Raw genomic sequence first — 20,359 nt, 5'->3', positions numbered from 1 at the left:
ATCTGTAACGGCCACATCGTGAAGCGTTCCGACAATTCCGCAACCAGCACGCACGGAGACAGCGGCGGACCCGTCTATAGGGTCCGAGCAGACGGCTCGGCCGGAGTCCGAGGCATCATCTCGGCAGGCATCTACGACGTTGCGGCAGACAGGGTTTCATGCCCGTCGACCGCCTTCAGCCCAGGTGGGAACTGCTGGCGACGCACCTTCTTCATTCCGATCCGGAATATCACGGACTACTGGACCGACTTGGAAGTCGAACTGCACTAGCCGGGCAGCCCCGAAGAACGAAGAACACTCCCAAACTCTCACGGCGTTCGGGAGTGTTCTTCGTTTACGGCACGAGCTCGGCACGGGCGACCCTTTCGAGCTGCGCTCCTGGCCTTCCATCGTTTGTCGGCCGGCGGGCAGCGTGTGGTCGAGCGCCACTTGACGAGGCTCGCTCGACTGCCGGCACCGGTTGAGGCCGAGCTCGTGGATCACCGCGACCTGGTGGAGTCTGCTTCGTCCCAGATTGCGAATTTTAGATGCGAAAACTCGCGTCTCTGGGTGATCGCGTCAGGCTGCTGGTCGTGGTCGACGAAGCCGCAATCTCGCGCCAGAGAACATGCGGGTTTCGTGAGATCCGGATCGATTGGTTAGTCCTGGCTCGCTTCGTGAACCGGCTCGCTCAAGGTGAACGTGTCAATCCGCGTCTTGCCATCCTCGGCGTAGACGGGGAACAGTCTTGGGACTGTTCTCTACGTACTCCGAGGGTCCCGGGTCGTCGGGCCCCAAGTCGGCGGGCGGCTCGGCAAACACCAAGTCGGATTCCGTGTAACCGAATCCTCCGTGGTCTCTGTGCACGCTCACCAGATACGGAACCGCGGCCTTCAGATCATCGGCAAGTGGTCCGTATGTACGACCATCAGGGGTCACCCCAGAGGCGGCGACGTAGGCGGTCGGTTCGGCCGGAGGAGGTTACTCATCGCCCCAAGCGGAGCCCGCCAAAGTGGTCACCCCGGCAGCGACGACGAAGGTCCCGGCGGCGGCAGCAAGCAACTCCTTCATGTTCGTCATCTCCCCGACGGCCATCGACAAGAGGCGACCAGCGGGTTCTGCGGAGAACGTTGATATCGGGTGGCGGTGGTCCGTGACCATCACTTGCGCCCGCTCGTCAAACCAGCCACACCTTGCCGTCCTGGGAATTTATGAGGAGCTCCAGGTCGGACTTATCAGCTGCGACGCCATCGACGGAGCCAACGCCACCGCCGTTACTACGTCGATCGCGTCAACCGCCTCGAAATTCGCTTCTCGACTCGAATGGACGTATGCTACCGTGGTAGATACACATTTTGCGATACTAGAAACGCAGCGGAGCATGCACGGCGGAGTGATCTTGTTTCGAGGTAGCGGCGCTGACGCGCGCCGCTATGTCGAGGCTGAGCGCTCACGGGCCGATGACTACTACTTGGGTGCTGACGGTTCGGTGGCTTCGTTCACCACGCTGGACGGCGCGGGCGCGGTGGTTGCTTCGCGGGATCTGGATCCCGCCACCTACGCGGGGTGGGTCGACTGGACCAATCCGATGACGTCGCGGTCGATGGGTGTTCCACGTCTGTCCGGGGATGGTCGCCGCGGCTCACCGCGGTTCGCCGAGATGGTGGTCAACGCTCCGAAGAGCCTGTCGATCGCAGCCGCCCTGTATCCGGACGTCTCGGAAGCGCTGGGCACCGCGCAGCAGGACGCGGTGGCGCAGATCCAGCACTGGCTGGCCCGCCACTCGGTCACTCGCGTGGGCCCTCGGGGACGTCAGGAGGTCGTGCCGGTCGAGCGATTGCAGACCGTCGCGGTGGCGCACCGGACCTCACGCGCCGGTGATCCCCACCGCCACGTCCATCTCCAGATCGGCACTCGCGTGTGGGCTGCCGGTCAGTGGCGTGGCCTGGACACCGCGGCGTTGTTCAAGCAGCAAGGAGCGATCCGGGCACTCGGGACGGACGTGTTGGCCGCGCATCCGGAGCTCGCGGCCGTGCTGGACCGCCGGGGTCTGACCCTGGACCCGGTCTCGGGTGAAGTCGTCGAGTTGGAGCCGTTCAATCGCGCCATGAGCAAGCGCGCCGAACAGGTGTGCCGCAATCTGGAACGGCTTGAGGATGGGTGGCAGGACGACCACCCCGGCGAAGCGATCGGCCCGGCGGTGGCGGTGCGCCTGCGTGCCCGGGCGTGGGCGCTTGATCGTCCGGCGAAGAAGCCCACGACGCTGCGCGAGGAGTCTGCCTGGGTCGCCGAACTGCGCGCGGCAGGCTGCGACCCCGATGCCCTGGTGCAGCAGCGACGGCTGGCGGCGGCTTCGCTCGACGAATTGTCGGCGCAACAGGTCGCCTCGCGAGCCTTGAACCGCTGCGCCGCCACCGCATCGGCGTGGACCACCCACACCATCGGCGAGCAGGTGGCACGGGTCGTGAACGAGTCAGGGGTGCGGGCCGCCCCGGCTGACCTGCGCGAGTTCATCGAGCTCGCGACCGCCCTGGCAGCAAGCGACTGCTTCTCGATCCTGCCGCCCGAGGCGCCCATGCCGGAGCACGTCGCGCACTGGACCTCGCTCGCGGTCGTCGCTGACGAGACTCGGCTGCGGGACCTGCTGACAGCGCGCGTCGCCGACCACTCGGTAGAGCTCCCCGACGCCACCGTCCATGCCGCATCGCTGCGGCAGGAACTGGACGCCGATCAGGTGCGGGCAGCGGCAGTAGTCGCCTCGACTGATCCCCTGGTGATCGTCGAGGGCGCTGCCGGTGCCGGGAAGACGACCATGCTCGCGACGGCCATCGAGGCGATCAGGGCCGAGGGCGGGCGAGTGCGGGTGGTCGCACCGACCAAGGTCGCCGCCGAGGTCGCGCACCGTGAGCTGGGCATCGAAGCCGAGTCGGTCGCGGCCTTGGTCCACGCCCACGGCTGGCGCTGGAACGCCGACGGCGTCTGGACCCGCCTCGCAGTCGGCGAGCCCGACCCGCAGACGGGAGTGCCGTACGCCGGCATCCCACTTCACGCCGCGGTGCAGGCCGGGGAGAGGATCGTCGTCGACGAGGCCGGGATGTTGGACCAGCGGACCGCCATCGCGCTGCTGACCGTGGCCAACGAGGCCGGTGCGAAGATCGCGCTGGTCGGTGATCGCGCGCAGCTGCCCGCCGTCGGACGTGGAGGCGTGCTCAACATCGCCGCCGAGTTGCGCGGCCGGACGATCGACATGGCACAGGTCCATCGGTTCACCGACCCCGAGTACGCCACCCTGACCGTCCGGATGCGCGACGGTCGCGACCCCGGCGCGGTGTTCGACGAGCTCCACCGACTCGGGCTGATCCGTCTGCACGCCGACGCCGACGCGGCACACGATCTGGTCGCCTCGCAGGCCCGAGATGGTGAGTCGATCACGGTGGCGTCCAACGACGAAGCACGGCAGCTCAACGAGGCCATCCGTGAGCGCGGCGTTGCAGCGGGACTGGTCGACGACACACGCATCGCGGTGGGAAACGACGGTTTGCCGATCGGGGTTGGCGACCTGCTCCAGACCCGCCGGAACGACCCAGCGATCTCTGTCGCAAACCGCCAGATGTGGCGCGTGCAGTACGTCAACGACGACGGCGCCGTCTGGGTGCGACCGGCAGAACCGGGCGGAGGAATCCAGCGCACGGTGCCGCTGCCGGCCGCCTATGTGCGCGAGCACACACACCTGGCGTACGCCTGCACCGCGTATGGCGTCCAAGGCATCACCGCGACCGGGTCGCACACGATCGTGAGCGACGGTCTCAACGCCTCGAGTGTGTACGTCGGTATGACCCGAGGACGCGGGAACAACTTGCTGCATCTTGTCGCCTCCGACCTAACCGACGCCCGCGACCAGTTCATCGATGCCGCGCAGCGCGACCGCGCCGACCGAGGGCTGGCTCACGCCACCGCGTTGGCGGCCGAAGCCGTCGCAGGTCTGGTCGACCGTGGCCCGGTCGCGATCGTCAACGCCGAACGGAGCCGGCTCGCCGCGCTGGTCGACCACGCCGCCGACCAGGTCCAGTGGTGGAAGCAGGTCGACATCGTCCTGGCCGAGCAAGGCAGCGAGCACCAGGCGGAGATCGAGCATCGCCACGCCGAGGTCGACGCCGCCCAAGCGCGAGTGACGAGCACGGAGTCGGAGGTGTCGGCCCCGCTGATCGAGCAGGCCGTCATCGACGGCACGGAGTACCTCGACGCACGAGAACGGCTGTGGACCGCATCAGCCGCCCAACGCGCCACCCGTGGTTGGGCACGCCGAACGGCCGCCCGCGCCGTCGAGGACGCGTCGGCTCAATGCGCCAGTATCCAGGAACACGGACGGCACCGGTGGGGGCGGCTGCCCGACCACCGCGAATCCGTCCCGAGCTGGGCTCACGAAGCAGCCGCTCGGGTCGCCGACTCCGACCCGCGAGTGGTTCGCGCACGACAGCAGTTTGCCGCGGCGTGGCAAGCGCTGGGAGCGACGCTCGCCACGCAGGAGGACGAACGTGCCGCGCTGCGACTCCGCCTGTTCGGCGCTGCGGGTCGCCCGATCAGGCCCGCCGAGCAGATCTCGTGGTGGCAGCGACACATCGACGCAGCGCGCCGTGACCTCGCGACCATCGCCGCGGTCAGGGTGGCGGATGCGGCCGACTACATCGCCGAACGGGCCGGCGCGCGGCACGAGGTCGAGGAGCGTGCCCGCGTCGTTCGTGCCCGCGAGTCGGACCGCGGCCACTCCCGCTATCCGTCGCCGGATCGAGGTCCTTCGCTGTAGGTGCGCCTGGCCCGAGCTTCAGGGGCCTTGGATGCCGGGATCGGTCCGTTGGGCCGACCGGGGTCGATCGAACGCATTGATCTGGGGTGCCGCCGAGCCACGACGGGGCCGGCGATCGCGTGTGTCGGCACCGCCGACGCGGTTGCTCCGTTCAGTGAGGGTGACCAGGGCCAGATGCCGGTCGGCTGTCCAGCACACCAGACGCCCTCGGTCGGTCGTCCGGCCCAGGATCTGTGCCTCGGCGAGTTCGGTCAGCGCTCGGTGGGCCGCTGCCGGCGACACGTTCAACTTGGTGCTGACCGACTCGGCCGTCATCACCGGCTCTGCGGCCAGCGACTCCAGGATCCGCCACACTGCCGCGTCGCGACGGGGCACTGCCGGACTTCGGCCGCGGTCGCGGCGGAAGGACACCAACTCGTCGCGGAGTTGTTCATCGAGGGCGGTGATGCTCTCGGCCAGTCGCACGGCATTGCCGGTGGCGCGCTCGGTAGCGAGGGCGAACCCGGTCACCCATGCATCCAGTTGGGGTGGATCGGATCGGTATCCGGTCAGGCCGGCGATGTAGCTGTCCGTGTCGCCGGCGAGCACGGTGCTGATCGGGATGAGGGTGTGCCGGACCGCGTCGGCGCGACGCAACACCGTGTGGATCAGCGCACGTCCGGTGCGGCCGTTGCCGTCGACGAAAGGGTGGATCGTCTCGAACTGCGCGTGCGCGATGGCTGCGCGCACCACCGGATTGCCCGCTGTCGCTGTGAGGAAGCGCGCCAGGTCGGCGACGAGGCGCGGCACCTCGCTCTCGGGAGGCGGGACGAAGTCGGCACGCAACGGAGACCACCCGGCACCGCCGACCCAGTTCTGCTCGTGGCGGAGACCCCGGTCGAGGCGCGGCTCGATGAGGTGTTGCAGCGTCACGATGTCTTCGGTCGTGATCGGGTGGTCCCGCTCCGCGAGATCCGCGATGGCCGACTCCGTGGCCCGCACGTTGGCCACCACGTCGAGGGCCTGCCGGGGGCCGTGATGCAGCAGCTCGGCGATCGCCAGTCTCTTCGGGGTGACCCGGTTTCCCTCGATCCACGACGACGAGATGGACTCGGAGCGGATCAGCAGGTGGTTCAGGTAGCCGCCGCCCGCCCCGATCCGCTCGTCGGCGCGCGCCAACACGGCCAGCGCGTCCTCCGCGGCCTCCTGCGCCTCGGCTCCGAGGATCGGGAGGTGATCCCCCAGCTCGTCCGGCACGTACGCCAGGAAGCGCCCAGGGGTGCGGTCCTTGCGGCTCAGTCCACCGGCGTCATCGGGTCGCCACAGACGCTCGATGTACTCACCCATCAGCGTTGCCTCTCATGACCACATTTCTACTTTAAGGCATCTAAGCGAGAAATGCGGCAGAGCCGCTCACCTTTATGTTCAGCCGAACCGCGCAGGTTGAGTCACGCGTCCTTCGGGTCGAACAGCCGCAGGAACTTCTCGCGTGGAATGACGACTCGCCTGCCGAGTCGGACCGAGGGGATACTGCCGTTCTCGATCCCCACGGTCACGGTGCGCGGGTCGACGCCGAGCGCCGCCGCTGCTTCCACTCGCGTGATGACCAGGCTGCGAGAACTGCGGATCTGGTCGATCGTCACCGTGCTCGGCTGCATGCCTGCCCCCGCCTCATCTGACTCCAGTAATGGAGTCCTTCGAATCTAGGCGCCTCGAGTTGCTGTGTCAAGTATCGCGTTGTATGGTTCTTATATGAAACAGCGGCAACGTGGGAACCCAGCCGGCAACACCAATGCCCACGTGGCGGCCAACCTCCGACGTGCACGTCAGAGCGCGGGCTTGGACCTGCGCGAACTTGCGTCACGGGTCCAACGAGCGGGCCGCGCCATCTCTCACTCCGCGATCAGCAAGATCGAGAACGAAGAGCGCCGTGTCGACGTCGACGATCTTGTTGTGTTCGCCTACGTCTTGGACACGACACCGGCGGCGCTCCTTACCCCGCCCGAGGATGCCCCGGCGCCGACGGGTCTGCCGGACGGGGACTATCTCGACGAGGAGATCTGGGCATGGATGCGCGATCTCAGCCCGCTCATCGCGGGTAGACTCGTGTGGTTCTGGTACGGGCAGGCGGAGTCGACACGACGCCGCATTGAGCTCAACAAGAATCTGGTCGAGATGCACGTGGCCAAGGGCCAGGATGAGGGCATCACCACGGCTGCTGAGTACGAGGCGCGGATTGCCAAGGACGAAGATCGACTGCTCTTCATCAAGGCCCGAATCGTTGCGCTCGATCCCGCCGCCGCCGATCGCATTGTGCAGGAAGACCCGAGCCGCTGGGGGCCCGCCCCAAGCACGGACACACCATGACCCAGTCAACGTCCACCCGAGGTGACGAACAGGCGTCGGCGAACCGCCAGCGCCGATCCCGGTCTCGCCACGCCGGGTCGATCACCGCCTACGACACCCGCCAGGGCCGACGGTGGCGGTTCCAGATCTACGTCCCCAAGGACCCCGAACAGCCGGAACTCGGTGACACGCGGCTGACCCGTGGTGGCTTCAAGAACCTGGAGGAGGCGCAGGACGCCTTGGCCGCTGCGCTGAAGAAGCGAGCCCAGAACGAGCGGTTCCAAGGGAGGGTGCCAACTCTCGGCAGCTTCGCCACGTCGTGGTGTGCGTCCCTGCGGCTCGAAGCCTCGACGATGCTGGGCTACGAGAAGATCATCCGCAACCACATCGTCCCGGCGCTCGGCGACATCCGGCTCGACCACCTGACCGCCACCAGAATCGGGCGGCACTACCGAGAACTGGAGGCCTCTGGCCGGCGGGACAAGCGGGGATACGGCACACCGCTGGCGGCCAACACGGTCAACAAGGTCCACGTCGTCCTCGGGGCGATCCTCGACGCAGCCGTGGACGAAGGAATCATCGCGATCAACCCGGCCCGAAAGAAGCGCACGGTCAACGCCCCGCGCGCCTCACAGATCCGGGCTCAGCGCCCCGAGATTCTTACTTGGACGGGCGTCGAGCTCCATGCGTTCCTGCGGTGGAATCGGGACGTGTTCGACGACGACCTCTTCCCGCTGTGGCACGCCATCGCCTACACCGGAGTTCGCCGCGGCGAGGCACTCGCGCTGCGTTGGGCGGACCTGAACTTCGCGACCGGCCGGCTCGCGATCAGGCGCGCTGCGGACGTCACGGTGCGCAACAAGGCGAAGACGACGAAAACCGGCTCGGCGCGCGTGATCGACCTCGATTCCGAGACGCTGGCCGTGCTCAAGTCGTACAAGACCACGCGCGGAACCATCTCCCTCGACCTCGCGCGGGCCGACGCCTACGTGTTCGGCAACGACGCGGGCGAGATCCGGTCGCCCAACGAGATCAGCCGGCGTTGGAGGTACCGCGTCCGGAGAGCGCAGGACGACCTCATCGACCTGCCGGCGCTGACCCTCAAGGGCCTGCGGCACACGCACGCGACCCTGCTGCTTGAACTGGGAGAACATCCCAAGGTCGTCCAAGAACGACTCGGACACTCGACGATCACGACGACGATGAACATCTACAGCCACGTGACCCCGACGATGCAGAAGGCTGCGGCGGATCGCTTTGCGGCGCACCTTGAGGGCTCATAGTTGCTACGCGCAAGTCGAGAGTTCAGCCGGCGATTCGCCGCCCGCCGACGGTGACTTGAACCGAGGGAGACTTGGAAACTGGCGCACGTTCTGGGACATAGAACCAATCGTGGGAGTGCAACCGGCGCTAGCCTTCGGGGATGAATTCGTACGGCCCCGAGTTCCACTTAACTTGGCCTCGCGAGGTATTCGCTGCGGAGTCCCGAGCGATCGCGTCGATCGCCGGTTACGAAACGGCTGGAGCGATCCTGCTGGAGGACGCCTTCGATGGTCCGGAGCCCAAGCAGGAGTTCGAGCGTCGGTTACGGAGCACTGGCTGGGGTGGGGCCCCGAAGGACCGTACCTACTTGACTCAACTGGCGAACGACGTCGACCAGTTCCCGACGGAGCGAGCGCGCTATTGGAACGCGCGGACCCGGCCGGATGCCCCTGCGGCCATGCTGTCCATGCTCGAAGTGCAACGGGAGTGGGCTGCGGAGATGTTCGAATTCCAGAGGCTCGGATTCCTCTCCAGAGTGGCGCCGAAGGAGTGCGTGGACGGCGAGCCGGTACCGCCGCCTGACCGCAAGATCGAGTCAGAGGTGTTGAGGCGGGCGGGTCTTCGGATTGCGTGGCCCCTTACGTCAGAGTCGCCCTTGGGTGTCGACGACTTCTACACACTTGTCGAGGTCATTCACGACCTGGTTGCGCGTCCCCGGTTGAGATACGACCACACCTACGGCAACTGCGGCTGGCATTTCGATGACTACGTCCCGGGAGTTGGTCAGGGGATTTACCGCTGGAAGACCAACGCCCTGTTCGCGCAGGGCGACCTTGGGCTAGCGCTGGCGGATTCAGGCGAAGACAGGGGGCGACTGGTCCGCGCTCCAGGGGATGACCGAGACGAACTTGTGTTGCGGACTCTGGAGCGAGTTTCTGCCAATGCGAACCAGCACGACGATGACGCCGCGGAAGTCCGACACGCCATCGCGCAATTCCGCGCTCGTGGCGCATCCCGGCTCGACAAGAGGGCGGCTTGTGTGTCGCTGTCTGGAGTGCTTGAGCGGAGGCGCCAGCACCTGAAGGACAACCTCCTCAAGAAGGACGAGGGAGCGCTCTTCCAGATCGCCAACGAGTTCGCAATTCGCCATCAACGCGCCGACCAGAAGGCGGACTACGCGGACGACTACCTCGATTGGGTGTTCTGGGTGTACCTGTCGACCATCGAACTGACGGACCGGATTGTCGAGTCGCAGCGGAAAGTCGCGACGCCTGTCAAGGCTGAAGAGCCACCGTTCTGACTCGTTCCGGGCGTATCTCAGAGGCTCTTAGCACTTATCTCAGCACATGAAGCAGGTGAGCGCCCCGACCCGGGAGATGTCTTCGCAGGTCAGAGGCGCTCAACCACTGGCGGAGGATAGGGGATTCGAACCCCTGAGAGCTTTCACTCAACCCGCTTTCCAAGCGAGCGCACTAGGCCACTATGCGAATCCTCCGCGCAGGAGTCTACGTGCCCCGACCGCCAGCGACGAATCCGGCCCGCCGCTCAGTCGTCGGTCTGGCCCAGGCATACCTGATCGTCGTCGAGCGGGACGCTCGGCTCGAGCCCCAGCGACTCGGCCCGGCTGCGTCCGAGGTTCCACTCGAGCCACGTGGCGGGCTCGCGGCGATTGTCGGTCAGGGCGCAGGTCCGCTGGCCGTCGAGACGCGAATCCAGCGTCGGGACTGCGTCGTCCGAAAGCTGCGACAGGAAGTACCAGTCGACCTTGCCGGTCTCTTCGTACCGGTCGAGGTTGTGGTCGGCGATCCACGCGTCGGGATTGATCGCCGCGATCCCCAGCAGCAGCACCGCGCCGCTGATGAGTCCGAAGCGCGGCAGCCACTGACCACGCAGCTGCCAGCCGGCGGCCAGCGTGGCCAGGACGAGCAGGCCGAGCCAGCCCTCGAAGACGTCCACCAGGAGTCGCAGCTGGGTGAAGCCGTAGGCCTCTTGGTAGAGAGCCATCCGGTTCAGTGCCGAGGCCACCACCAGCAGCGTCATGACGCACAGCAGGCCGAGCGCGACCCGCAGCCACGTCCGGTCTTCCACGGCCTCGCGCGGTGCCTTGCGCGAGGCGGCCCACACCACGAACAGCGTCAGCACGGTGGCGACGGTGAGCTGGCCGAAGCCCTGGTGGACGTACTCGGCGTAGGTGAGTCCGGTGGTGCGCTCGAAGTAGTCGCGCCCGCCGAAGATCGCCGCGGCCTGGGCCACGAGGAACGCCGCGAACACGGCGTCGACGACCAGCACGGGCACCAGCCACTCGAAGCGCTTCGCCACCGGGCGGCTGTCCCAGCGCACCGTGTCCACCTCCGGCGGGTTGAGCGCCAGGTAGGTGCCGGCCAGGGCGATGCCACCGATGGCGATCGCCACGAAGATGCGCACCGCGAAGTCCGGTGAGCCGAAGTCGGGGACCAGTCCGCTGAACCACTCGGCGAACAGCGCGTCGGCGGACATGAACAGGAACGCGAAGATCGTCAGGCCGAGCACCGACCACAGCACGGTGCGCACCACGGCGATCCCGTTCCCCGTGCCGGTCAGCATCCGCATCGTCCGGCCGAGCCACGGGATCCCGCGCAGGCCGGCGACGGGCCACGAGATCGCCGAGACCACGAACGACGGCACGTTGCGGGCGTCGGTGAGCGCCATCGTGGCGATCGCGCCCCCGGCCATGAGGCACAGGATCACGATCCACTCGGCATCGCGGAACAGCGCCGTCGAAGCGAGTGCGGTGCACAGCACGGCGCAGGCGATCGTGAACGGTCGACGCCGCTTCGGGCTGGCCGCGAACAGCAGCAGGCCGGCGGCCATCAGTACGAGGAAGGTGCCCAGGCCGAGGTCGTGGAACGGCAGCGCGATCCCGGCCAGCACTCCCACGCCCACGGCCCAGCCGAGCAGGCGAGGGCGCCCGGGCACGCCCCGGTCGGGCCAGAAGCCGCCGAACAGCGAGTCCGTCATCGAGGGCAGGGGCGGTGGGCCGGCCTGCGGGGACTTCGGCAGGGGCGCGGGTGCGGACGGGTGGGGCACGGGGGTCCTTCGGTGCGGCCACGGGGGCGCGGTCGGGGGTGGACGGCAGGGCGGCGCGGACGCGGGCACCCGTTCGGCCGGGCTCTGGGTCGACGAAGCCGATGGTGCCGCCGTGGAGGTCGGTCACCCAGCGGGCGATGGCGAGGCCGAGCCCGGTGCCGCCTCCGCCCTCGGTCTCCGCGAGGGTGCCGAAGCGCTCGAACGCCCGGTCGCGCGATCCCGGCTCCACGCCGGGGCCCTCGTCGGCCACCTCGAGCAGCCAGCCCGCGTCGGTCGCGGTCGCGCGGATCGACACTGTGCCGCCCGCGGGGGAGTGCCGCGTGGCGTTGTCCACGAGGTTCGCCACGAGCTGGCGCAGACGGGCGGGATCGGCCTCGACCGTGAGGTCGGGCGGGTCGACGGTCACGGTGATCTCGACGTCGCGCTCGCCGTACTGGAACTCGTCGGCGGCCGACTCGAGCAGCTGGCGCACGGTCACGGGCTCGAGGCGCAGCTGCGCCGCGCCCGCGTCCACGCGGGACAGGTCGAGCAGGTCGGCGACGAGGGCCGACAGCCGCTCGGCTTGGGCCAGTGCGCTGTGCAGCGTGGCCGGGTCGGGCTCGCTCACGCCGTCGGCGAGGTTCTCCAGCAGCGCGCACATGGCCGTGAGCGGCGTCCGCAGCTCGTGGCTGACGTTCGCGATGAGGTCGCGGCGCTGCCGGTCGACCTGCTCGAGGTCGGCGGCCATCCGGTTGAAGGCGCGGGCTAGCTCGCCGATCTCGTCGCGCGAGGTGTCGGTGATGCGGGTGCTGTGGTCGCCGCGTGACATCCGCGCCGCAGCGACGGTCATCTGTCGCAGCGGCGAGGTCATGCCGGACGCCAGCAGCTGGGTCACCGCGAGGGCGAGCGTGACCGTGACCGGAATGGTGAGCCACGTGGGGACGCCGCCCGACGACCCGGCCGTCGCGACCACCGCCGCCACCGAGACGCTGGCCGCGACCAGCAGCCCCAGCTTGAACTTCACGGACCTGATCGCGTCGAGGGGCCCGCCTCGGGGAGGGCAGGGTGGGTCGCTGGGTTGCGGGCGCTCGCTGCTCATCGCTCGGCTCCGACCTCGAGCGCGTAGCCGACGCCGTGCACGGTGCGGATCCGGTCGGCGCCGATCTTGGCCCGCAGTCCCTTCACGTGGCTGTCGACCGTGCGGGTTCCGGACGCCTCGGCCCAGCCCCACACCTCGGCGAGGAGCCGCTCGCGCGAGAGCACGTCACCCGGCGCTGCCGCGAGGCACACGAGCAGGTCGAACTCCGTCGGCGTCAGGTGGATCTCGTCGCCACCGACCCACACGCGACGCGCCCCGACGTCGAGGCGCAGGTCGTCCCACTCGCGCACCGAGCCCTGCGCGGAGGCGGCCAGCTCGGCCGCACGGTCCACACGACGCAGCAGCGCGGCGACGCGCGCCACCAGCTCGCGCATGCGGAACGGCTTGGTCAGGTAGTCGTCGGCCCCCACGGCGAGCCCCACGAGGACGTCGGCCTCGTCGTCGCGCGCGGTCAGCATCAGCACCGGCACGGGGCGGATCGCCTGGATGCGGCGGCACACCTCGTGACCGTCGAACCCCGGCAGCATGACGTCCAGCACCACGAGGTCGGGGTCGTGCTCCTCGAACGCGGCGACCGCGCCCGGCCCGTCCCAGGCCCTCACGACCTCGTGGCCGTGGGCACTCAGGCGGTCGGCGACGGCGGCCCCGATGGTGGGCTCGTCCTCGACGAGAAGGATGCGGCGTTCAGGCATGACCCCAACCTAGGAGGCCGGGTCGCCGGATTGCGGGGACGAATCGTGAAGATCCTGTGCAGATGACCCGCGGCAGTTCGGGCGCCCGCTTCAGGTCCTCACGCCGGGGCCCGTATATTGGTGTGCAGCCCCTCGCGTGGCGGCACATCACCCAACTCCCCCAGGGCAGGAATGCAGCAAGGGTCAGTGGTCCCTGCCGGGTACGCGAGGGGTCCTTGCGTTCCTAGGGGTGCACGCGTGCCGCGCGCATGATGCCGCGGCTGGCGCCCTTGACGTAGCCCGACGACGGCCTGGCGCCGTACTCCACGGTGATCGCCGTGCCGTGCTTGGCGTAGTAGCGGTTGTACCAACCCGTCATGGTCGGCGAGGTGCCCTTGCCCTGCGAGACGCCGAAGTGCTTGCGCTTGAGCCCGAGCTCCTTCGCCAGCCGCTTCTCGAAGGCGACGTCCTTGCCCGACTTGCCCACGCCGTGGAGCGGCTGGTGCAGCGAGACGATGTAGTCGGGCGTGCGGCTCTTCAGGAACTTCATCAGGGTGCGGGTCTCGCGCTCGCTGGCCCGTTTCGGGCCGCCGTACGTGCGAGATCCCTTGGTGCCGCGGATCCAGCCGCTGGTCGGCCAGTTGCGGTTGAGGTCGACCCCGCGCGCGTTCGTGCGGGTGCCGCGGGCGGCGCCGTCGGGGTTCATCGTCGGGATGATCCACAGCCCGGTGCCCGCCTTGGGCTTCACGCGCTTCACGGCGTGCTGGGCCGTCCTTCGTCCTGCCGGCTCGTCGCCGTGCATCTGACCGAGGATCAGCAGCACGCGCTCCGGTGCCCTGGCGCCGCGGTAGAACGCGACGATGCTGCGCCCCTGGTGGCTCTTGCCGATCACGACCTTGCGCGTGATGTAGGTCGAGTCCGCGGCCTGGGCGGGCACGCTCACGAGGGCCGGCGCGACCAGCCCCACCGACAGGACGACTCCTGCTGCTGCCTTCACGACCCCCGACATGTGATCACCGCTTCTTCTTGAAGATCGCCTTGATGAGCTCACGGGCGGCGGTGCGACTCGCCTCCCCAATCGCCCGGTCCATCGGCGACATCCGGCTCGAGCCGCGGGTGCGGCTCTTCGCGCGGGTGCCGGGCGAGCGGTCCCGGGTGAGGTCCTTCTCGAGCTTCTCAGCCTCCTCCGCGGCACGCTTGCGGTCAACCTCCGCCGCGGCGGCCTCGGCGCTCGCGCGCGTGCGCTCGGCCATCGCGGCGGCGGCTCCGTCGCCGGACACGACGGCGGCGTACTTCGCGGTCAGTGGGGACGCGGCGACGGCGGCTGTCATCGTGGCCGAGGGAGTGGGCTCCATCGAGCCCTCGGGTGCGCGGACGCGGGTCCAGGCGACGGGGGACGGCGCCCCCTTCTCGTTCATCACGGTCACGATCGCCTCGCCGGTGGCCAGCTGCGTCAGCACCTCCTCGAGGTCGTACCCCGAGTGCGGGTAGGTCGAGACGGTGGCCCTGAGCGCCTTCGCGTCCTGCGGGGTGTGGGCGCGCAGCTGGTGCTGCACGCGCGAGCCGAGCTGGGCCAGCACGTCGTCGGGCACGTCCTTCGGCGTCTGCGTGACGAAGAAGATGCCCACGCCCTTCGATCGGATGAGCCGCACGGTCTGCACGACGATCTCGAGGAAGTCCTTCGACGCGCCCTTGAACAGCAGGTGGGCCTCGTCGAAGAAGAACACGAGCTTCGGCTTGTCGGTGTCGCCCACCTCGGGCAGCGTCGCGAACAGCTCGCGCAGCAGGTACATGAGGAACGTCGAGAAGAGCTGGGGCTGGTCCTGCACGCCCGGGACCTCGAGCAGCGAGACGATTCCGCGCCCGGTCTCGTCGGTGCGCAGGACGTCGGTCACCTCGAAGGCCGGCTCGCCGAAGAACACGTCGGCGCCGGAGTCGGCGAAGGTCACGAGCTCACGCAGGATCACGCCCACCGTGGCGCTGGACAGGCCACCGATGGCCTTGAGCTCGGGCTTGCCCTCGGCGCTGTCGAGGTACGCCACGACCGCCCGCAGGTCCTCCAGCGTGACGAGGCGCAGCCCCGCCTTGCGGGCGTAGTGGAAGACCAGTGAGAGCGAGGACTCCTGCGTGGTGTTGAGATCGAGCACCTTCGACAGCAGGATCGGGCCGAAGGACTCCACGGTGGCCCGGATCGGCACGCCGATCCCCTTCGAGCCGAGGGCGTAGAACTCGGTGGGGAACGCCGTCGCCTGCCAGTCCTGGCCGATGCTGGCGGTGCGGGCGAGCAGCTTCTCGTTCGACGCGCCGGGGGTGGCGATGCCCGAGAGGTCGCCCTTGATGTCGGCGGCGAAGACCGGCACGCCACCGGCCGAGACCTGCTCGGCCAGCACCTGGAGGGTCTTGGTCTTGCCCGTGCCGGTGGCGCCCGCGACGAGGCCGTGGCGGTTCAGCATGCCGAACGGGATCCGCACGGGGACGTCGGCCCGCGGCTCCCCTCCGTCGACGAGGGCACCGATCTCGAGCGCCGGGCCGTCGAAGGTGTATCCGGCCCGGATCTGGGCGACCTGCTCGCTCTCGGTGCCCTCAGCGGGGGCGGTCGTGGAGGTCTCGGCCGGCCCCTGCTCGGCGGCCTGCTGCGCGGCCTCGGCGGCGGCGGCCAGCTCGTCGGCGTGCCGCTGGGCGGCCTCCGCGGCGGCGCGGGCCTCGGCGGCGGCCCGGGTGGCGGCGGCGACGTCGTCGGCGGAGGGATCGGTCTCGGTCATGTGCTCAGGCTAGTTGTCCCCGGCGCTATCGCGGGGTTCCCGGACGCACGGGGAGGCGAACCGCGGGAGCCGTCGGTGGCGCGGACGCTTCGGTGGGGCCCTTAGACTGGGCAGGTGATCTTTCGCCGCGTGGGGGACGGGCGGCCGTACCCCGACCATGGACTGACCCAGAGTCAGTGGGCTGCCATCGCGCCCACCCAGGTCCGGCTCGACGACCTCACGACCACGAAGACCACGCTCGATCTCGAGACGCTGCTCGACACCGACTCCACCTACTTCGGCGACCTCTTCGCCCACGTCATCGGCTGGAAGGGCGAGCTCTTCCTCGAGGACGGGCTGCACCGGGCCCTGCGGGCCGCGCTGCAGCAGCGGACCATGGTGCACGCGCGCGTCCACACGATCGGGAAGCAGTCATGAGCAAGGCGGTCGAGCGGCTCGTCGTCCTGGGCACCGCGGGCGTGTTCGTCGCGGGCACCGCGCTGGGCGTCAACCTGGCGTTCTCCAAGCCCGAGCCCGTCGCCGCCGAGCCCACGTGCGAGGTCAAGACCGTCGCGAAGGGCGAGGTGCTCAGCAGCAACCTCGTCATGGTGCACGTCTACAACGCCAGCCAGCGCGCCGGCATCGCCAACCGCGTCAAGATCAACCTCGAGCGTCGCGGCTTCCTCGGCGGCGTCGCGCAGAACAACCCCGGTCAATTGAAGTCCAAGAACGTCATCGTGCTCTCGAACGACCCCACGGATCCGCGGGCGAAGCTCGTCGCGCGCCAGTTCAAGGGCAAGGTCATCTTCAAGGCGGCCGACTTCGAGACCGAGGACGGCATCTCGGTGCTGATCGGCCCGGACTACGAAGGACTCAAGAAGGCCAGCACGAAGCTCAATGCCGGGCGCGACGTCTCGGTCTGCGTCCCCACCATCACGCTGCCGTAACGGTCAGCTGCCCTGGCCGGCGCGCGGATCGAGGTCCCAGCCGGCCAGGCGACCGTGCCGCGCCACGGCGCGCAGGCGCCGCTCCACCGACTCGCGCAGCTCGCGCGTGGTGACGATCAGCAGCTCGTCGCCCACGCGGATCCGCGTGGTGCGGTGCGGCACCAGCGTGGAGTCGTCGCGGACCACCATCGTCACCGAGGCGCCTCGCGGCAGCCGGAGCTCGCCCACCTCCACGCCGGCCAGCCGTGACGTCGGCGGCACGTGGATCTGCAGGAGATCGGCCGAGATCCGCTCCAGCGGCGCCGCGTCGATCTCCACGTCGCGCCCGCGATCGCTCTCGACCCGGCACCAGCGCGCCAGCCGGCCCAGCGGCGCGGCCTGGATGATCGTGTAGACGACGACGGCCACGAACGTCATGTTGAACAGGTCGATCGACTGGGTGACCCCGTTCGCCAGCGGGATCGTCGCCAGCACGATCGGCACCGCGCCGCGCAGCCCGGCCCAGCCGATGAAGAGCTGCTCGCGCCACCCGACGCGGAACCAGGCCGCGCAGGCCGCCACCGAGGCGGGACGGGCCACGAAGGTGAGCAGCGCGCCGATGCCCACGCCGGCCCCGATGTGCCACAGCTCGATGTCGCTCGGGTGCACCAGCAGGCCGAGCATGACGAATAGGCCGATCTGCGCCAGCCAGCCGATGCCCTCGACGAACGAGCGCGTGGCCGAGCGGTGCGGCAGCTCGGTGTTGCCCAGCACCACCGCGGCCACGTAGACCGCCGCGAAGCCGCTCGCGTGGATGAGTGCGGCCGAGGCGTAGGCCAGGACGGTGAACGCGAAGACCACCAAGGGGTACAGGCCGGCGGCGGGCAGGGCCGCCCGGCGGAGCAAGCGCGCCCCACCGCCGCCCACCAGGAGCCCCAGCAGGGCACCGACCACGAGCTCGAAGACCACCAGCGCGAGGAATCCGGCGACCCCGTAGTCCGCGATCTCGCCGACGCTGATGGCCGTGACCAGCACGACGATGGGGGCGTCGTTGAGGCCGGACTCCGTCTCCAGGACGCCGGAGACGCGCGACTTGAGCGGCACGGAGCGCAGCACCGAGAAGACGGCGGCGGCGTCGGTGGGCGACAGCACCGCCGCGATGAGCACGGCCAGCTGCCAGTCGAGCCCGAAGAGGTAGTGCGCGCCCGCGGCGACGATCCCGACGCTGATCGTGGTGCCCACCGTGGCCAGCAGCACGCCGAGCCCGAGCGCGGGCCGCATCGTGGACCAGTTCGTCGTGAGGCCGCCCTCGGCGAGGATCAGGATCAGCGCCGACAGGCCGAGCACGAGCGCGATGTCCGCGTCGGCGAACTGGACCCCGGCGCCGTCGTAGCCGATGAGGATGCCCAGGCCCAGGTACATCAGCAGCGACGGCAGCCCGACGCCCACCGAGAGTCGGACGGCCAGGACGGCGAGGATCAGGACCCCTGACCCCGTCAGCAGGATGACGTCGAGGTCGTGGGAGGTCACATCATCGCCTTCCCTCGCGCCGGTGGGCCGATCCTATCGGCCCTCGAGGTGGGCGATGAGCCGTTCGGTGGCGCTGCGGTAGCCCGGAACGCCCTCGCCGATCACGTGCACAACCGCCACGTCGGCCACGTACGAGTGGTGCCGGAACGGCTCGCGCGCCATGACGTCGGAGACGTGGATCTCGGCCACCGGGAGGGCGACGCCCGACAGCGCGTCGCGCAGGACGACCGAGGTGTGGGTGAGTCCACCGGGGTTGATGACGATGCCCGAGCAGTCGTGGCGGGCCTCGTGGATCGCGTCGATCAGCACGCCTTCGTGGTTGCTCTGGAGGGCGCGCACCTCGTAGCCGTGGGCGGTCGCCGCCTCCGTCACGAGCGCCTCGACGTCGGCGAGGGTCTCCGAGCCGTAGATCGCGGGCTCGCGCGTGCCGAGCAGGTTCAGGTTGGGCCCGTTGACGAGCAGCAGCCGGCGCGTGGTCACACGGCCAAACCTACCGGGGCCGGCTTTCGGACCGGCGCAGTGAACCCGTCGCGGCCTAGCCTCGGAAGCGTGAAGACACTCGTGGTCCACGCGTCCAAGTACGGCTCCTCCGAGCGGTACGCCGAGTGGATCGGGGAGGCGCTCGGCGCCTCGGTGGTGGCCGAGGACGAGGTCTCTCCCGAGCAGATGGCGGCGCAGGACACGGTCGCGTTCTGCGCAGCGATCTACGGCCCGAGCCTGCGAGGTAGCAGCCTCCTGCGGCAGGCGATGGAGCTCTCCACCGCGACGCGATGGGTACTGGTCACCGTCGGGCTCAGCGACCCGGCGCTCACCACGAAGCGCGACGAGCTGGTCGCGACGAAGTTCCCCGCCGACCTGCGCCAGCGGATGGCGGTGGCCCACCTGCGCGGCGCGATGGACCGTCACCGGCTGAGCCTCGTGGAGCGCACGATGATGTCCACGATCCGCCGCGGCCTGGCCGCCAAGCGCGCCCGCACGGCCGAGGAGCAGGCGATGCTGGAGGCGCTCGAGCCCGACCGGATCGACCTCACCGACCGCACTGCGGTCGCCGAGGTCGTGGAAGCGTGCCTAGGCTGAGGAATGCGTTTCAGCGTTCACGTCTACAACTTCACGATTCCCGGCGAGCCGCAGTCGCTCGCCCCCACCCTCGCCGAGACGGCGCGCCGGGCCGAGCAGGCCGGTGCCGACGCCGTCACGCTGATGGACCACTACTTCCAGATGGAGACCGTGGGCCGCTCCGAGGACCCGATGCTCGAGGGCTACACGGGCCTGGGCTACCTGGCGGGCGTGACCGAGCGGGTGAAGCTGGGTCTGCTCGTCACCGGCGTCACCTACCGGCACCCGGGCCTGCTCGCGAAGATCGTCACGACGCTCGACGTGCTCTCCGGCGGCCGGGCCATCCTCGGTCTCGGCGCCGCCTGGTACGAGCGTGAGCACCACGGTCTCGGCGTGCCCTACCCGTCGATGGGCGAGCGGTTCGAGCGGCTCGAGGAGACGCTGCAGATCGTCCATCAGATGTGGAGCGACGACGACGGTCCCTACGAGGGCAAGCACTACCAGCTCGCCGAGACGATCTGCCGTCCCGCGCCGATCCAGCAGCCGCGCCCGCCGATCCTGCTCGGCGGCATGGGCGAGAAGAAGACGCTGCGCTTCGTGGCAGAGTACGGCGACGCCTGCAACCTGTTCCCCGCCGGCACCGACGTGATCCGCCACAAGCTCGAGGTCCTCGACCGGCACTGCGCCGACGTGAACCGCGACCCCTCCGACATCCTGCGCACCCTGCAGGGGCCGGGCGACGCCGTGAAGGACCCGCAGAAGTTCCTCGAGGAGATCGAGGCGTACGCCGAGCTGGGCATCCAGTCCGTCAGCGTCTCCCCGCACGGCCCCGACCCGCTGGGCTGGGTCAGCGAGTTCGCCGAGAAGGTCGCACCGCGGCTGGCCGAGATCGGCCGCTGAGCCGGACCGCCTCATCCGCG

Annotated in this window: 16 protein-coding genes, 1 tRNA gene, 1 other RNA gene and 1 pseudogene; 9 read left to right on the top strand and 10 right to left on the bottom strand. The window is 69.2% G+C overall.

The window, feature by feature from the left end:
- Positions 1-1,360 precede the first annotated feature (1,360 nt).
- A complete protein-coding gene (mobF, locus tag H1W00_RS02605; RefSeq protein ID WP_146826475.1) occupies positions 1,361-4,783 on the top strand; it encodes a MobF family relaxase in 3,423 nt (1,140 codons plus the stop codon).
- Between the two features lie 18 nt (positions 4,784-4,801).
- Here mobF and H1W00_RS02600 read toward each other — a convergent pair whose 3' ends face one another.
- Together H1W00_RS02600 and H1W00_RS02595 are read right to left on the bottom strand one after the other, a co-directional pair.
- Positions 4,802-6,019: a Fic family protein gene (locus H1W00_RS02600; protein ID WP_246119608.1), complete on the bottom strand. Its 1,218-nt coding sequence runs from the start codon at positions 6,017-6,019 to the stop codon at positions 4,802-4,804.
- 191 nt (positions 6,020-6,210) lie between these two features.
- The gene (locus H1W00_RS02595; RefSeq protein WP_146826472.1) at positions 6,211-6,420 is read right to left on the bottom strand and encodes a helix-turn-helix domain-containing protein; all 210 of its coding nucleotides are present in this window, start codon (positions 6,418-6,420) and stop codon (positions 6,211-6,213) included.
- Between the two features lie 142 nt (positions 6,421-6,562).
- Here H1W00_RS02595 and H1W00_RS02590 point away from each other — a divergent pair, with 142 nt between their 5' ends.
- The 3 genes from H1W00_RS02590 to H1W00_RS02580 all read left to right on the top strand — a co-directional run bounded on the left by H1W00_RS02590 (position 6,563) and on the right by H1W00_RS02580 (position 9,671).
- Entirely contained in the window at positions 6,563-7,129 is a 567-nt protein-coding gene (locus tag H1W00_RS02590) for a helix-turn-helix domain-containing protein (RefSeq protein WP_181753359.1), read from the top strand.
- The gene (locus H1W00_RS02585; RefSeq protein WP_146826468.1) at positions 7,126-8,391 is read left to right on the top strand and encodes a tyrosine-type recombinase/integrase; all 1,266 of its coding nucleotides are present in this window, start codon (positions 7,126-7,128) and stop codon (positions 8,389-8,391) included. Before H1W00_RS02590 ends, H1W00_RS02585 begins: the two co-directional genes overlap by 4 nt.
- Positions 8,392-8,531: 140 nt before the next feature.
- Positions 8,532-9,671: a hypothetical protein gene (locus H1W00_RS02580; protein WP_146826467.1), complete on the top strand. Its 1,140-nt coding sequence runs from the start codon at positions 8,532-8,534 to the stop codon at positions 9,669-9,671.
- A gap of 107 nt (positions 9,672-9,778) precedes the next feature.
- On the opposite strand, the gene H1W00_RS02575 is transcribed toward H1W00_RS02580, so the two are convergent.
- The 4 genes and pseudogenes from H1W00_RS02575 to H1W00_RS02565 form a co-directional block, all read right to left on the bottom strand.
- Positions 9,779-9,866 (bottom strand) — tRNA-Ser (locus H1W00_RS02575).
- A gap of 50 nt (positions 9,867-9,916) precedes the next feature.
- Positions 9,917-11,437 (bottom strand): DUF4153 domain-containing protein, encoded by a 1,521-nt coding sequence (locus tag H1W00_RS16950; RefSeq protein ID WP_338072804.1) that lies wholly within the window; start codon positions 11,435-11,437, stop codon positions 9,917-9,919.
- Positions 11,438-11,537: 100 nt separating this feature from the next.
- Positions 11,538-12,245 (bottom strand): annotated as a pseudogene (locus tag H1W00_RS16395) (HAMP domain-containing sensor histidine kinase); the annotation flags it as partial.
- A 266-nt stretch (positions 12,246-12,511) separates the two neighbouring features.
- The gene (locus tag H1W00_RS02565) at positions 12,512-13,207 is read right to left on the bottom strand and encodes a response regulator transcription factor (RefSeq protein WP_181753357.1); all 696 of its coding nucleotides are present in this window, start codon (positions 13,205-13,207) and stop codon (positions 12,512-12,514) included.
- 123 nt (positions 13,208-13,330) lie between these two features.
- Here H1W00_RS02565 and ffs point away from each other — a divergent pair.
- Positions 13,331-13,427: signal recognition particle sRNA small type (gene ffs / locus H1W00_RS02560), an RNA gene on the top strand.
- A 3-nt stretch (positions 13,428-13,430) separates the two neighbouring features.
- Here the strand turns inward: ffs and H1W00_RS02555 are convergent.
- Together H1W00_RS02555 and H1W00_RS02550 are read right to left on the bottom strand one after the other, a co-directional pair.
- Complete coding sequence (locus H1W00_RS02555) at positions 13,431-14,195, bottom strand: M14 family zinc carboxypeptidase (RefSeq protein WP_181753355.1); 765 nt, start codon at positions 14,193-14,195, stop codon at positions 13,431-13,433.
- Between the two features lie 4 nt (positions 14,196-14,199).
- A complete protein-coding gene (locus tag H1W00_RS02550; protein WP_181753353.1) occupies positions 14,200-15,948 on the bottom strand; it encodes a helicase HerA-like domain-containing protein in 1,749 nt (582 codons plus the stop codon).
- Between the two features lie 114 nt (positions 15,949-16,062).
- Between H1W00_RS02550 and H1W00_RS02545 the strand changes: the two genes are divergently transcribed.
- Complete coding sequence (locus H1W00_RS02545) at positions 16,063-16,365, top strand: type II toxin-antitoxin system VapB family antitoxin (RefSeq protein ID WP_181753351.1); 303 nt, start codon at positions 16,063-16,065, stop codon at positions 16,363-16,365.
- The gene (locus H1W00_RS02540) at positions 16,362-16,874 is read left to right on the top strand and encodes a LytR C-terminal domain-containing protein (protein ID WP_181753349.1); all 513 of its coding nucleotides are present in this window, start codon (positions 16,362-16,364) and stop codon (positions 16,872-16,874) included. The genes H1W00_RS02545 and H1W00_RS02540 overlap by 4 nt, the downstream gene beginning before the upstream one ends.
- A 3-nt stretch (positions 16,875-16,877) precedes the next feature.
- Here the strand turns inward: H1W00_RS02540 and H1W00_RS02535 are convergent, their stop codons facing one another.
- Together H1W00_RS02535 and aroQ are read right to left on the bottom strand one after the other, a co-directional pair.
- The gene (locus H1W00_RS02535) at positions 16,878-18,383 is read right to left on the bottom strand and encodes a potassium/proton antiporter (protein WP_181753347.1); all 1,506 of its coding nucleotides are present in this window, start codon (positions 18,381-18,383) and stop codon (positions 16,878-16,880) included.
- A 33-nt stretch (positions 18,384-18,416) separates the two neighbouring features.
- Positions 18,417-18,863, bottom strand: a complete 447-nt coding sequence (aroQ, locus tag H1W00_RS02530) for a type II 3-dehydroquinate dehydratase (RefSeq protein WP_181753345.1) — start codon at positions 18,861-18,863, stop codon at positions 18,417-18,419.
- Positions 18,864-18,932: 69 nt separating this feature from the next.
- Between aroQ and H1W00_RS02525 the strand changes: the two genes are divergently transcribed.
- The gene (locus H1W00_RS02525) at positions 18,933-19,460 is read left to right on the top strand and encodes a flavodoxin domain-containing protein (RefSeq protein WP_181753343.1); all 528 of its coding nucleotides are present in this window, start codon (positions 18,933-18,935) and stop codon (positions 19,458-19,460) included.
- A 3-nt stretch (positions 19,461-19,463) separates the two neighbouring features.
- Positions 19,464-20,339 carry an LLM class F420-dependent oxidoreductase gene (locus H1W00_RS02520; protein ID WP_181753341.1) on the top strand — a complete coding sequence of 292 codons (876 nt, stop codon included), beginning with the start codon at positions 19,464-19,466 and terminating at the stop codon, positions 20,337-20,339.
- Positions 20,340-20,359 lie beyond the last annotated feature (20 nt).

Source organism: Aeromicrobium phoceense (genome assembly GCF_013868155.1).
Classification (GTDB): Bacteria; Actinomycetota; Actinomycetes; order Propionibacteriales; family Nocardioidaceae; genus Aeromicrobium; species Aeromicrobium phoceense.
The sequence above is the reverse complement of the archived record's forward strand: the minus strand, read 5'-3'. Positions and strand labels throughout refer to the sequence as shown.

Excerpts from the sequence above, each read along its gene's own strand:
- H1W00_RS02550 (WP_181753353.1), bottom strand. The coding sequence starts at position 15,948 with ATGACCGAGACCGATCCCTCCGCCGACGACGTCGCCGCCGCCACCCGG.
- H1W00_RS02555 (WP_181753355.1), bottom strand. The coding sequence starts at position 14,195 with ATGTCGGGGGTCGTGAAGGCAGCAGCAGGAGTCGTCCTGTCGGTGGGG.
- H1W00_RS02565 (WP_181753357.1), bottom strand. The coding sequence starts at position 13,207 with ATGCCTGAACGCCGCATCCTTCTCGTCGAGGACGAGCCCACCATCGGG.
- H1W00_RS02595 (WP_146826472.1), bottom strand. The coding sequence starts at position 6,420 with ATGCAGCCGAGCACGGTGACGATCGACCAGATCCGCAGTTCTCGCAGC.
- H1W00_RS02585 (WP_146826468.1), top strand. The coding sequence starts at position 7,126 with ATGACCCAGTCAACGTCCACCCGAGGTGACGAACAGGCGTCGGCGAAC.
- H1W00_RS02520 (WP_181753341.1), top strand. The coding sequence starts at position 19,464 with ATGCGTTTCAGCGTTCACGTCTACAACTTCACGATTCCCGGCGAGCCG.
- mobF (WP_146826475.1), top strand. The coding sequence starts at position 1,361 with ATGCACGGCGGAGTGATCTTGTTTCGAGGTAGCGGCGCTGACGCGCGC.
- H1W00_RS02540 (WP_181753349.1), top strand. The coding sequence starts at position 16,362 with ATGAGCAAGGCGGTCGAGCGGCTCGTCGTCCTGGGCACCGCGGGCGTG.
- H1W00_RS02580 (WP_146826467.1), top strand. The coding sequence starts at position 8,532 with ATGAATTCGTACGGCCCCGAGTTCCACTTAACTTGGCCTCGCGAGGTA.